Here is a 13,433-nt window from a genome sequence, read left to right as displayed (position 1 = left end):
ACCGTCATCGCGAATGAATTCGCTCCCACAGCATCGACCGTCGTTCCCAACACCTGCCTTTACATATTCTTTGCGGCTTCCCGCCTTGCCAATACAGCAGATGACAATCATTATCATTCGCTGATTTTCTGGTCGGGTATTCCTGTGACTCAGTCGCACTTCAATGACGTTTTCCTGGCAAGGCGCACGATTCTGCTGCGCACCCTGCAGCGTATGGTCCGCAACCCCAGCACTGCCGAAGACTTGCTGCAAGAAACCTACGTGCGGGTGACCCGCGCATTGGGCGAACGGGCTATCGATCATCTTGAACCCTTTGTGTTCCAGACTGCGCGCAATCTGGCGTTGGATCATCTGCGCGCCCGACGCATTCATGCGCGCACTATCGTCGACGACGCTCCGTTGTCCGAACTGCACAACGTGATCGCGCCCGACGCCGCACTCGAAGACGCCACCCACGCCAATCGTCTGCTGCAGAGCCTCAACGCGAGCCTTGAAAAACTCACGCCGCGCCAGCAGAAAATCTTTACCCTGAGCCGGCTCAACGGCTGCAGTTATCTGGAAATCGCCGAGCAACTGGGCGTTTCCGCCAGTACCGTCCAAAAGGAACTCAAGCTGATCATGGCCATTTGCGTCGGCGTTGCAGCCCGACTTGAACGCTAATGAGAGCAGCTTGATCCATATTTCATAAGAAACCTGGCAGCAGCGTGGCGACCGGCTCGCTACACTCCCGCCCCACACCGTGTATCCGAGGAAGCTCCTTGACGGACTCTCACTCACCTGGCCCTGCCAACGACAGCGCCATTGACCAGGCCCTGAACTGGCTGATCGAGCTGGAAAACGCCGACGCCGAGCAACGGGCGCGCTTTGAGGACTGGCTGGCGGCCGATCCCGCACATGGCGAAGCTTTCGCCAGGGCCGAGGCTGTCTGGAATTCGCAACCGGTGCTAGAAGCCGCGGTCAGCCTTGCTGCACCGAAAAAACCGTCAATGTTCAAACGCTTGCGTCCACATTGGGTCCCACTGGCCACAGCGGCGGCATTGCTGCTGGGTCTGTTCAACTTCAGCGACCTGCCGCTGCGGCTCAAGGCCGACCATCTGACCGTCGCCGGAGAGCGCCAGCGGCTGGAGCTTGGCGATGGTTCGAAGGTGCTACTCAATACTAAATCGGCGTTTTCCAGCGAGCTGGATGGCCGGCAACCCATCGCGCGACTTTACGAGGGTGAAGCCTTCTTCGAGGTGCCGACCGCCAAGGGCCTGCCACTGGAAGTCGAGGCCGGCCCGGTGCGCATGAGCGCCAGCAGCACGTCATTTGCCGTGCGCTATCTGAACGGCGTGGCGCAGATTCAGGTCGAGCAAGGCGCGGTAAACGTGCAGGACACCCAAGGCAGCTCTCAGGTCAACCTCAGCGCCGGCTACAGCCTTCGCGTCGGCCCCGAAGGCTTCGGCCATCGAGAGAAGATCGATCAGAGCAAGGATCTGGCCTGGGTTCAGGGTCGGCTGATTTTTGATAATTGCCCGCTCAAGGAAGTGCTGGCCGAGCTGCGTCGCTACTACCCAGGCTGGATCGTCAATGCCAATACCCGCCTGGATCAGGTCGCGGTAACCGGCAACTATCGCCTGGACAACCCGGTCGACGTGGTTCGCTCGCTTGCACAGATCACCTCTGCCCGCCTGCATGAACTGCCCGCTCTGGTGATTTTGAACTGAGAATAATTATTTTTACGCGATAGCCGTTCGTCGTACGTCTCGTCATAGCCAATGCAAGTGATTCCTATTACCAAAACACTTGCCAACACTATTTCGACCCGCACGAAGGGAGCGCTATCGATGCCGTCCACGTTTACCCCCGCCTTATCTGACTCGCCACGGACCACTCGCCATTTCACCCTCTCGGTGTTGACGGTCGCCCTGCTGGCCGCAGGTCTGCACAGCGCGCCGGTTGCCGCCGCCGAGCAAACAACTCGCGTGGCGGGCAACTATCGGTTTTCGATCAAGCAACAACCGCTGGTATCGGCGCTCAACGAGTTCAGTAAAGCCACCGGTTGGCAGGTGGGCATGTCGGCGGATCTGGCGCGCAACGTCACCTCGCCTGGGGTCAGCGGCACACTGTCGGCAGAGCAGGCTTTGGATCGGCTACTGGCGGGAAGCAATCTGAGCTATCGCAGCCTGGGCAATAACAATGTGGTGCTGGAAAAGCGCACCACCGCAGGCGCACTCGCGCTGGAACAAGTGACCGTCAGTGCGACGCGTCAGGCGCAATCGGTGGACTCAGTTCCCAATACCGTCACCGTGCATGACCGTACCCGACTGGATCGCCAGAACGTCAACAACATTCGTGATCTGGTGCGCTATGAACCGGGTGTTTCCGTAGGTGGCGCAGGCCAACGTGCCGGCACCAGCGGCTTCAACATTCGCGGCATCGACGGCGACCGCATCCTGACTCAGGTCGACGGCGTCGAAGTGCCGGACAATTACTTCTCCGGCCCTTACGCCAATACCCACCGCAACTACGTCGATCCGGAAATCGTCAAACGCGTCGAGATCCTGCGCGGCCCGGCTTCGGCGCTGTACGGCAGCAGCGCCATTGGCGGTGCCGTGAGTTATTACACCCTCGATCCTGAAGACATCATCAAACCAGGACAGGAAGTCGGCGCGCGCCTGAAGACCGGCTACAGCTCGGCGGACAACAGCTGGCTGAACTCGGCCACCGTGGCCGGTCGTGAAGGCGATCTCGACGGGTTGCTGCATGTCAGCCAGCGCAATGGTCGCGAGACCGAATCCTACGGCGAGCATGGCGGCACGGGCCTGAGCCGAACCGCAGCGAACCCGGCAGATGTCCGCGCCACCAATGTCCTGGCCAAGCTGGGCTGGAACTACGGTGATGACGATCGACTGGCGTTCACTTACGAGAAGTACAAGGACGACACCCACACCAATCAGAAAAGCGCAGTCGGCGGGCCGTTCGCTGGCGGCCGGGGCTTTGGTTTCTATCGCGGGCGGGAAGGCAACGACGTCATCACCCGCGAGCGTTTCGGCCTTGAAAACACCTTCGCGCTGGACAGCCTGCTGGTCGACAACGTCAAGTGGAGCCTGAACTACCAGATAGCCAAGACCGATCAGGACACCCTTGAGCGTTACGTGCCGGGCAGCCGCGATGTCTGGCGTACCCGCGACACCACCTATAAAGAGCGGCAGTGGATTTTCGACGCTCAATTGGACAAGGCTTTCAGCATCGCCGACAGCGAGCACCTGCTGACCTATGGCACCACCCTCAAACAGCAGAAAGTGACGGGCGAACGCAGCGGCACCGCCACGTGCGCAGCCGTGCTTGGCACCTGCCGCACCATCGGCGCCCCTAGCCCGACCGCGTCGGACGGCCTTGCCCCGAACAGCGACTTCCCGGACCCGACAGTCAACACTTATGCCCTGTTCGCGCAGGACCAGATCAAGTGGGGTGACTGGACCTTTACGCCCGGCGCGCGTTACGACTACACGACGCTCGATCCTCATGCGACTGAAGAGTTTCTGCGCGCGGTCGGCCTGACCAGCCCGGATCAATTCAACGACAAAGAGAAAAAGTGGCATCGTCTGTCGCCAAAACTGGGCGTGACCTACGCCATCAACGACGCCTACACCTGGTTCGGCCAGTACGCCGAAGGCTTCCGCACGCCAAGCGCCAAGGCGCTGTATGGCCGCTTCGAAAACGTCCAAAGCAACTACATCGTCGAGCCGAACCCCAATCTGGAACCGGAGAAAAGCAGAAGCTACGAAACCGGGCTTCGCGGTCACTTCGACGAGGGCTCGTTCGACTTGGTGGTGTTTTACAACAAATACCGCGACTTCATTAACGAAGATGCCATCCAACCGCCTTCGTCGAATGAGGCGGTGTTCCAGTCCAACAACATCAAGCACGCCACGATCAAGGGCGTGGAGCTCAAGGGCCGCCTGAATCTGGACAGCTTCGGCGCCCCGCAAGGCCTCTATACCCAAGGCTCGCTGGCCTACTCGCACGGTCGTAACGACGACACCGGCCAGCCGATCAACAGTGTCAACCCACTCACCGGCGTGTTCGGCCTGGGTTATGAGCACGATAACTACGGCGGCTTACTCAGTTGGACGGTGGTCAAGCGCAAGACTCGCGTGGACGACAGCAACTTCCATGCGCCGGATGGCTCGTCCTCGCAGTTCAAGACGCCGGGCTTTGGCGTGGTGGATTTGACTGGGTTCTACAAAGTCACCGATGACGTGACGCTAAGTGGCGGTCTGTACAACCTGGCCGACAAAAAATACTGGCTGTGGGATGACGTACGCGGCTACGACGGCGTCGGCGAAGCAGGCGTGACAGCGCCAGCCAGCCTGGATCGCCTGACTGAGCCGGGTCGTAACTTCGCGATCAATGTGGTGTGGGACATCTGACGCAATCGCGCCGCCCCCTGTAGCTGTCCGGCTCGCCGGCGATGGCGTACTCGCTGCCGCCACCGCCGCGAGCCGCACGCTACAGGGAATAGCGTCGCCAATCGCACCCTGAAGAAACACAGATTCTGTAGGAGCCTTGCTGGCGAACCGGGTGAGTCAGACGCAGCATCCGTCACTGACGCACCGCATTGGTTCCAACGCCGCCCGCAGCAAGCGGCGCCTACGAGTCGGTTTTTTTACGTTTGTTAAAGGCTCATTCGTCTCATCTAAAAGCGCCTCTTTTTACAAGGAAGACACCATGCCCCAAGACCCGATTCGTCGTTCCCAGCGCCTGAACCAGATTACCCACGCCCCTCATGAGCAACTGGACAAGGCAGTCAAGGCCAATGCGCCGTTCGAAACCCTGGCCAGCTATACCCGTTTTCTCAGCGCTCAGTATCTGTTTCAACTGGAGCTCAAGGCGCTTTACACCGATCCCCAACTGGTCGAACTGATCGCCGATTTGCCCCAGCGCTGCCGTGCCGAGCAGGCCAAAGCCGACCTGATCGACCTCGAAACGGCGATCCCCGCTCCTGTCGCGGGCGCAGTCGACAAACCCTCACAAGCCGAAGCGCTGGGCTGGCTGTTCGTCTCTGAAGGTTCGAAGCTGGGTGCCGCGTTTCTGATCAAGCGCGCTATTGCCCTGAACCTCAGCGAGACCTTCGGCGCACGCCACCTGGGCGAGCCGAAAGGCGGCCGCGCCGAGGGTTGGAAACGCTTCATTCGCATTCTTGACGAGCTGCCGTTCAGCGAGGAACAGGAGCGCGAAATCGACCAGGGCGCAGTGGCCGCTTTCGAGCGTTTCAATGTGCTGCTGGAACACGCCTATGCCACGGCTCCAGAGGCCGAACCTGTCTGAATCGAAGCGCTGGGCGCCTGGCACTGTTAAGCTGGGAGCCTTTGCCGGACCAATCCGCGCAACGCATCTTTACCCTGCCGTACCCGAGACTCATGACCAGCACACCCCCAGGCAGCAAACTGTCCCGCATCCTTTTCGGCATTCTGGCCTACGTCAGCCTTGCCATTGGCATCATCGCGATTTTCATTCCGGGGCTGCCTACCACAGAATTCATCCTGCTGGCCGCCTGGGCCGCGACCAAGAGTTCGCCACGATTGAGTGCCTGGCTGGAAAACCATCGGCTGTTCGGCCCGATGCTCAGCAACTGGCGCAATGGAAAACTCATCGCCCGTGGCGCCAAGATCAGCGCGACCGTGACCATGTTGATCTGTGCGGTGGTGATGCTGGTGGTGCTCAAGCACAACTGGTGGATCTACTTCGCGGTCACTGGCATGCTGCTGGTCAATCTGTGGATCTGGTCGCGGCCGGAGCCTGTGCCGCGAACCGCCGAGCAGGCGGAGTCTTCCGGCCAGCGCTGAACCCATGCCCTGGCGAATGGTCTGCTTGCTTACCGTCATCGTTATCTGAGGGAGCAGTCACATGTTCGAGTCAGGCCACCTGCACATCGCCCGCCCCGCCCTGCAACCGGAAGACATCGGCTACGACATCCATATCCGTTACGAAGTCAGCCAGACCGACTCAGGCGCCGGCATGAGTTTCAAACTGGAAGGCGAGATCAACGGCAAAGCCATCAATGAGACCTTCGACCTGCCCAAGGACAAGGCCTACAACTTTGCCAGCGAAGTCTCGCGCATCGCCGAAAAATATGGCTTGCCCAAAGATACCGATCTGCACGCAATGGATGGTCAGTACGACGCCATGTTCGAAGACATTCGCGACAAGCTCGACATGAAATCCGGCGATCCCGTGAGGCCGGAGCATTTGCAGTAGATAGACCAACAGGCGACGCAACCCCGCTGTGGGAGCGAATTATTCGCGATCGTTTATCAGGCGATCCATTCGCATCGGCTGTACGCCACTCTCGCGAATGAATTCGCTCCCACAGATTCATGCAGGACGACGATTCAACTGCGCCAACGCTATCGCCCGAGAACCTCTCGTTTGCTGGCATAATCGCCCCCGTCTATCGTCCGAATCTCCCCATACCCCATGCGCATCCACGTTACGTTCATCGACCGCGTCGGTATTACCCAGGAAGTGCTGGCGATTCTCGGTGGGCGCAATCTGAACCTCGACGCCGTGGAAATGGTGCCGCCCAACGTCTACATCGATGCCCCGACCCTGAGCCACGAGGTCCTCGAAGAACTCAAGGACCGACTGTTTCGCGTGCGCGGCGTGGAAGCGATCACTGTCGTCGACATCCTTCCCGGCCAGCGCCGCCACCTGCAACTCGACGCCCTGCTGGCCGCCATGACCGACCCGGTGCTGGCGCTGGACAGCGCGGGGCATGTGCTGCTGGCGAATCCGGCGTTGGTGGCTTTATGCGGTCGTGAACCTGCTGGTGAATCGGTAGCCGATCTGTTTTCCGACCCAGCGCTGCAAACGGCATTGCTCGAAAACGGTTTCCGGCTGCCGCTGCGCGAGGTCACGCTCAATGGCGAGGCGCTGCTGCTGGACGCCACACCGATCACCGACGCTGGCGCACTGCTGACGCTGTATCTGCCCAGCCGCATCGGCGAGCGGCTGTCGGCGTTGCATCACGATCACGCCGAAGGCTTCGACGCCCTGCTCGGCGACTCAACGCCCATTCGCACCCTCAAAGCCCGCGCCCAGCGTGTGGCTGCACTGGATGCGCCGCTGCTGATTCAGGGCGAGACCGGCACCGGCAAGGAGTTGGTGGCCCGCGCCTGTCACGCGGTAAGTGCGCGCAACGGTGCGCCGTTTCTGGCATTGAACTGCGCTGCGCTTCCGGAAAATCTCGCCGAAAGCGAGCTGTTCGGCTACGCACCCGGCGCTTTCACGGGCGCGCAACGCGGTGGCAAGCCCGGTCTGATGGAACTGGCCAACCAGGGCACGGTGTTTCTCGACGAGATCGGCGAAATGTCGCCCTATCTGCAAGCCAAGCTGCTGCGCTTTCTGAATGACGGCAGCTTCCGGCGCGTCGGTGGCGATAAAGAGGTGCAGGTCAATGTGCGCATCCTCAGCGCCACCCACCGCAATCTGGAAAAAATGGTGGCCGAAGGCACGTTTCGCGAAGACCTGTTCTATCGCCTGAACGTGCTGAACCTGGAGGTCCCGCCGTTGCGCGAACGCGGGCAGGACATCCTGCTTCTGGCCCGGTATTTCATGGAGCAGGCCTGCACGCAGATCCAGCGTCCCGTGTGCCGCCTTGCGCCAGGCACCTACCCGGCACTGCTCGGCAACCGCTGGCCGGGCAACGTGCGGCAATTACAGAACGTCATTTTCCGCGCGGCGGCAATTTGTGAAAGCGCGATCGTGGACATCGGCGACCTGGATATCGCAGGCACCTCGGTCGCTCGGCAGAACGACGGCGAGATCGAGAGCCTGGAAGCGGCGGTCGAAGAATTCGAAAAATCGCTGCTGGAAAAGCTCTACAGCCACTACCCCTCGACTCGGCAACTGGCTGCACGCTTACAGACCTCCCACACCGCGATCGCCCATCGGCTGCGCAAGTATGGGATTTCCGGCAAGAACTGACGCAGCGCAGCCCCTGTGGAGATGTGCCAACCCTTGATTTACCTAGCGATGCAAACCCTGCTGGGATGAGCCGACTCTTGATTTACTTGGCGATGCAAACCCTGCTGGGATGAGCCGACTCTTGATTTACTTGGCGACGCAAACCCTGCTGGGATGAGCCGACTCTTGATTTACTTGGCGACTCAAACCCTGCTGGGATGAGCCGAATCTTAATTACTTGGCGACTCAAACCCTGTGGGAGCGAATTCATTCGCGAAAATAGGTCAGGCGATGAAGATGTGTCGATCGGACCTACCTCGCGCATAAAATTCGCTCCCATAGCAGGATCATTTTTCTCCGGCGACAGCGCGGTTACGCGGCAACAGCTTCCGAGCGCCGTATCCAGCGGTTTCGGAACGATTTCGAAACACCGTAACGATTTCATTCCAAATCCCACATTGTCCCGCGTAACAAGGCCTTGATCCCACAACACTTTTCAAACCCCACATAACCGTATCGATTTCGCTACAGCCAAGACTCCGCAAAAAGCCCGAAGACCTCTGAAACCCTTGATCTACAGGCCTCGCTCAATGTTGGCCGCAAACTTGCTATACACGACCCATCATGCTCGCGCCGACGACGAGCAGTTTTTTCATTCAGGGGAGTTTCCATGAGCGAGTTGCGTTTTACCGAAGATCACGAGTGGCTGCGCGCCGAAGCGGATGGCAGCGTCACGGTGGGCATCACCGCCTTCGCCCAGAATGCTCTGGGTGACGTGGTTTTCGTGCAACTGCCGGAGCTTGCGCCCTACGACAAAGGCGCTGAAGCCGCTACCGTTGAGTCGGTCAAGGCCGCCAGCGGCGTGTATATGCCATTGAATGGTGAGATTGTAGAGACCAACCCGGCGCTGGACGCCAACCCCGAACTGGTTAACGAAGACCCACTGGGCCAAGGCTGGTTCTTCCGTTTTATCCCTTCCGACGCTACTGCTGTCGGCCAACTGCTGGATCAGGACGCTTACGACCGTCTGATCAAAGCCAACGCCGAAGCCTGAGGAACGCGTAATGACTGATCGCATCGAACTGAGCACCGCCAACGAGTTCATCGCCCGTCACATCGGGCCGCGCGCCGACGACGAAAAAGCCATGCTCGCCGTCCTGGGTTTCGACTCGCTGGAAGCGCTGAGCGCCAGTGTCATCCCCGAATCCATCAAGGGCACCAGCGTGCTGGGTCTGTCTGCCGGGCAGAGCGAAGCTGACGCACTGGCCGACATCAAGGCCATTGCGGGCAAGAACCAACTGTTCAAGACTTTCATCGGCCAGGGCTACTACAACACCCACACGCCCGCGCCAATTCTGCGCAACCTGCTGGAAAACCCAGCCTGGTACACCGCTTACACGCCGTACCAGCCAGAAATTTCCCAAGGTCGTCTTGAGTCGCTGCTGAACTTCCAGACGTTGATCAGCGACCTGACCGGCCTGCCGATCGCCAATGCTTCGCTGCTGGATGAAGCGACCGCCGCCGCCGAAGCCATGACCTTCTGCAAACGCCTGAGCAAGAACAAGGGCAGCCAGAAATTCTTCGCCTCGGCCCATTGCCATCCGCAGACGCTGGACGTGCTGCGCACTCGCGCTGAGCCACTGGGTATCGAAGTGGTGGTGGCGGATGAAAGCCAACTGAGCGATGTCAGTGAATTCTTCGGCGCGCTGCTGCAATACCCGGCGAGCAATGGCGACCTGTTTGATTACCGTGAGCTGGTCGAGCGCTTCCACGCTGCCAACGCATTGGTCGCCGTCGCGGCGGACTTGTTGGCCCTGACCCTGCTGACCCCGCCAGGCGAATTCGGTGCCGACGTGGCCATCGGCAGCGCTCAGCGCTTCGGTGTTCCGCTGGGCTTCGGTGGCCCGCACGCGGCGTACTTCTCGACCCGCGACGCCTACAAGCGTGACATGCCAGGCCGTCTGGTGGGCGTGTCCATCGACCGTTTCGGCAAGACCGCGCTGCGTCTGGCCATGCAGACCCGCGAGCAACACATCCGTCGCGAGAAGGCCACCAGCAACATCTGCACCGCACAGGTGCTACTCGCCAATATCGCCAGCATGTACGCCGTGTACCACGGCCCGCGCGGCCTGACCCGCATCGCCAACCGTGTGCACCACCTGACCGCGATCTTCGCCAAAGGCCTGAGCCAGCTGGGGTTGAGCGTCGAGCAGGCGTTCTTTTTCGACAGCATCACCCTGAGCACCGGCGTCAAAACCGCCGAGTTGCACGCCAAGGCACGCGCCCAGCAGATCAATCTGCGCGAAGTGGACGCCGAGCGTCTGGGGCTGTCGCTGGACGAAACCACCCAGCAAGGCGATGTGGAAGTGCTATGGAAACTGTTCGCTGCCGACGGCCAGGCCCTGCCTGATTTCGCCGCACTGGCGAGCAGCGTCGAAGCACGCCTGCCAGCCGAGCTGAAGCGCCAGTCGCCGATTCTCAGCCACCCGGTGTTCAATCGCTACCATTCCGAAACCGAGCTGATGCGCTACCTGCGTCGTCTGGCCGACAAGGACCTGGCGCTGGACCGCACCATGATCCCGCTGGGCTCCTGCACCATGAAGCTCAATGCCGCCAGCGAAATGATCCCGGTGACCTGGGCCGAATTCGGCAACCTGCACCCATTCGCGCCAGCTGCACAAAGCGCCGGTTATCAGCAACTGACCGACGAACTGGAAGCGATGCTGTGTGCCGCCACTGGTTACGACGCGATCTCCCTGCAACCGAACGCCGGTTCCCAGGGTGAATACGCGGGTCTGCTGGCGATCCGTGCCTATCACCAGAGCCGTGGCGACGAGCGTCGCGACATCTGTCTGATTCCGTCGTCCGCCCATGGCACCAATCCGGCCACCGCCAACATGGCCGGGATGCGCGTGGTCGTGACCGCCTGCGACGCTCGCGGCAATGTCGACATCGAAGACCTGCGCGCCAAAGCCATCGAACACCGCGAACACCTTGCTGCGCTGATGATCACCTACCCGTCGACCCACGGCGTATTCGAGGAAGGTATTCGCGAAATCTGCGGCATCGTTCACGACAACGGCGGCCAGGTTTACATCGACGGCGCCAACATGAACGCCATGGTCGGCCTCTGCGCACCAGGCAAGTTCGGCGGCGACGTGTCCCATTTGAACCTGCACAAGACCTTCTGCATTCCCCACGGCGGTGGCGGTCCGGGCGTCGGCCCGATTGGCGTGAAGTCGCATCTGGCGCCGTTCTTGCCGGGTCACGGCAAGATGCAGCGCAAGGAAGGCGCGGTCTGCGCGGCACCATTCGGCAGCGCAAGCATTCTGCCAATCACCTGGATGTACATCCGCATGATGGGTGGCGAAGGCCTCAAGCGCGCTTCGCAACTGGCAATCCTCAATGCGAACTACATCTCCCGCCGCCTGGAAGAGCACTACCCGGTGCTATACACCGGCAGCAGCGGTCTGGTGGCGCACGAATGCATCCTCGACCTGCGCCCGCTGAAAGACACCAGCGGCATCAGCGTCGACGACGTGGCCAAGCGCCTGATCGACTTCGGTTTCCACGCCCCGACCATGTCATTCCCGGTCGCGGGCACGCTGATGATTGAGCCGACCGAGAGTGAGTCTAAAGAAGAACTGGACCGCTTCTGCGACGCCATGATCAAGATCCGCGAGGAAATCCGCGCGGTCGAAAGCGGTGCGCTGGACAAGGAAGACAACCCGCTGAAAAACGCTCCGCACACGGCGGCGGAACTGGTCGGTGAGTGGAGCCATCCGTACAGCCGCGAGCAGGCCGTCTACCCGGTTGCCTCGTTGATCGAAGGCAAATACTGGCCCCCGGTCGGTCGTGTCGACAATGTGTTCGGTGACCGCAATCTGGTCTGCGCCTGCCCGTCGATCGAAGATTACGCGTAAGCCGTCCTGCGCGCTCCGATGTGCTGCACGGAGCGCACGACCTGTAGAAGCCGGCGTGCTGGCGGACGTGGTGCATCAGCGACTATTGCGTTGACTGACACACCGCCTTCGCCAGCAAGCCAGCTGCTACAGGGACCTTATTCATCACGATAATAAGAATTCCCGGAGCCTGACCATGTCCCTGAGCGTGTTTGACCTGTTCAAGATTGGCATCGGCCCCTCCAGCTCCCACACCGTGGGCCCGATGCGGGCTGCGGCGCGCTTTGCCGAGGGCCTGCGCCGTGATGATCTGCTCTGCGCCACCTCCAGCGTCAGGGTCGAGCTATACGGCTCACTCGGTGCCACCGGCAAAGGCCATGGTAGCGACAAGGCCGTATTGCTGGGCCTGGAAGGCGAACATCCGGACACCGTGGACACCGAGCACGTCGACGAGCGCCTGCAGCGAATTCGCAGCAGCGAGCAGATCAATCTGCTCGGCGAGCACAGCATTGAGTTCATCGAAAAACAGCATCTGGCGATGATCCGCAAGCCGCTGGCCTACCACCCCAATGGCATGATTTTCCGTGCCTTCGATGGCGCTGGCCTACAGATCCGCAGCCGCGAGTATTACTCGGTCGGCGGCGGATTCGTAGTGGACGAGGACGCAGCCGGTGCCGATCGCATCGTCGAGGACAGCACGCCTCTGCCTTACCCGTTCAAGACCGGCAAAGAGTTGATGGCCCATTGCGCGACCACCGGGCTGTCGATCAGTCAAGTGATGCTGGCCAACGAAGCCGCCTGGCGACCAGAAGCCGAAACCCGCGCGGGACTGCTGAAGATCTGGCAGGTCATGCAGGATTGCGTCGAAGCGGGCTGCCGCAACGAAGGCATTCTGCCGGGGGGCTTGAAGGTCAAACGGCGTGCCGCGGCATTGCACCGGCAACTGTGCAAAAACCCGGAAGCTGCCCTGCGTGACGCCTTGTCCGTGCTGGATTGGGTCAATCTCTACGCCCTGGCAGTCAACGAGGAAAACGCTAATGGCGGGCGTGTAGTCACCGCTCCCACCAACGGCGCAGCGGGGATCATCCCGGCAGTGCTGCATTACTACATGCGCTTCATCACCGGAGCCAACGAGGACGGCGTCGTGCGCTTTCTCCTAACCGCGGCGGCAATCGGCATTCTTTATAAAGAGAACGCGTCGATTTCCGGTGCCGAAGTCGGCTGCCAGGGTGAAGTGGGCGTGGCCTGCTCCATGGCTGCCGGTGCACTTTGCGAAGTGCTGGGCGGCAACGTGCAGCAAGTCGAGAACGCGGCCGAAATCGGCATGGAACACAACCTGGGCCTGACCTGCGACCCCATTGGCGGCTTGGTTCAGGTGCCATGTATCGAGCGCAATGCCATGGGCTCGGTTAAAGCCATCAATGCGGTGCGAATGGCATTGCGCGGTGATGGTCAGCACTTCGTCTCGCTGGACAAAGTGATCCGCACCATGCGCCAGACGGGTGCCGACATGAAAAGCAAATACAAGGAAACAGCCCGTGGCGGGCTGGCCGTGAACATTATCGAGTGCTGATCCCAGCC

10 protein-coding genes are annotated in these 13,433 nt (G+C 60.7%); all 10 read left to right on the top strand.

The annotated features are described in order from the left end of the window. Positions 1-144: 144 nt before the first annotated feature. Positions 145-660, top strand: coding sequence for an RNA polymerase sigma factor (locus ACRER8_RS13885; RefSeq protein ID WP_431746824.1), 516 nt, complete (start codon positions 145-147; stop codon positions 658-660). Between the two features lie 98 nt (positions 661-758). Then, complete coding sequence (locus ACRER8_RS13880) at positions 759-1,706, top strand: FecR family protein (protein ID WP_431746823.1); 948 nt, start codon at positions 759-761, stop codon at positions 1,704-1,706. A 120-nt stretch (positions 1,707-1,826) separates the two neighbouring features. Next, entirely contained in the window at positions 1,827-4,415 is a 2,589-nt protein-coding gene (locus tag ACRER8_RS13875) for a TonB-dependent receptor (RefSeq protein ID WP_431746822.1), read from the top strand. A 298-nt stretch (positions 4,416-4,713) separates the two neighbouring features. After that, complete coding sequence (locus ACRER8_RS13870) at positions 4,714-5,313, top strand: biliverdin-producing heme oxygenase (protein ID WP_431746821.1); 600 nt, start codon at positions 4,714-4,716, stop codon at positions 5,311-5,313. Positions 5,314-5,405: 92 nt separating this feature from the next. Beyond that, entirely contained in the window at positions 5,406-5,831 is a 426-nt protein-coding gene (locus tag ACRER8_RS13865; protein ID WP_431746820.1) for a YbaN family protein, read from the top strand. 61 nt (positions 5,832-5,892) lie between these two features. After that, a complete protein-coding gene (locus ACRER8_RS13860; RefSeq protein ID WP_431746819.1) occupies positions 5,893-6,243 on the top strand; it encodes a DUF5064 family protein in 351 nt (116 codons plus the stop codon). A gap of 219 nt (positions 6,244-6,462) precedes the next feature. Then, a complete protein-coding gene (locus tag ACRER8_RS13855; RefSeq protein WP_431746818.1) occupies positions 6,463-7,971 on the top strand; it encodes a sigma-54-dependent transcriptional regulator in 1,509 nt (502 codons plus the stop codon). A 649-nt stretch (positions 7,972-8,620) separates the two neighbouring features. Continuing rightward, on the top strand, positions 8,621-9,004 hold the full coding sequence (gene gcvH / locus ACRER8_RS13850) for a glycine cleavage system protein GcvH (protein ID WP_431746817.1): 384 nt from the start codon (positions 8,621-8,623) through the stop codon (positions 9,002-9,004). A gap of 10 nt (positions 9,005-9,014) precedes the next feature. Beyond that, positions 9,015-11,873: an aminomethyl-transferring glycine dehydrogenase gene (gene gcvP / locus ACRER8_RS13845; RefSeq protein WP_431746816.1), complete on the top strand. Its 2,859-nt coding sequence runs from the start codon at positions 9,015-9,017 to the stop codon at positions 11,871-11,873. Between the two features lie 175 nt (positions 11,874-12,048). After that, positions 12,049-13,425, top strand: a complete 1,377-nt coding sequence (locus tag ACRER8_RS13840; protein WP_431746815.1) for an L-serine ammonia-lyase — start codon at positions 12,049-12,051, stop codon at positions 13,423-13,425. Positions 13,426-13,433: the final 8 nt, after the last annotated feature.

This window comes from Pseudomonas sp., from assembly GCF_050739935.1.
Taxonomy (GTDB): domain Bacteria; phylum Pseudomonadota; class Gammaproteobacteria; order Pseudomonadales; family Pseudomonadaceae; genus Aquipseudomonas.
Note: the sequence above shows the minus strand (reverse complement) of the source record. Positions and strands in the feature narration are given on the sequence as shown.

Excerpts from the sequence above, each read along its gene's own strand:
- ACRER8_RS13860 (WP_431746819.1), top strand. The coding sequence starts at position 5,893 with ATGTTCGAGTCAGGCCACCTGCACATCGCCCGCCCCGCCCTGCAACCG.
- gcvH (WP_431746817.1), top strand. The coding sequence starts at position 8,621 with ATGAGCGAGTTGCGTTTTACCGAAGATCACGAGTGGCTGCGCGCCGAA.
- ACRER8_RS13870 (WP_431746821.1), top strand. The coding sequence starts at position 4,714 with ATGCCCCAAGACCCGATTCGTCGTTCCCAGCGCCTGAACCAGATTACC.
- gcvP (WP_431746816.1), top strand. The coding sequence starts at position 9,015 with ATGACTGATCGCATCGAACTGAGCACCGCCAACGAGTTCATCGCCCGT.
- ACRER8_RS13855 (WP_431746818.1), top strand. The coding sequence starts at position 6,463 with ATGCGCATCCACGTTACGTTCATCGACCGCGTCGGTATTACCCAGGAA.
- ACRER8_RS13865 (WP_431746820.1), top strand. The coding sequence starts at position 5,406 with ATGACCAGCACACCCCCAGGCAGCAAACTGTCCCGCATCCTTTTCGGC.
- ACRER8_RS13840 (WP_431746815.1), top strand. The coding sequence starts at position 12,049 with ATGTCCCTGAGCGTGTTTGACCTGTTCAAGATTGGCATCGGCCCCTCC.
- ACRER8_RS13875 (WP_431746822.1), top strand. The coding sequence starts at position 1,827 with ATGCCGTCCACGTTTACCCCCGCCTTATCTGACTCGCCACGGACCACT.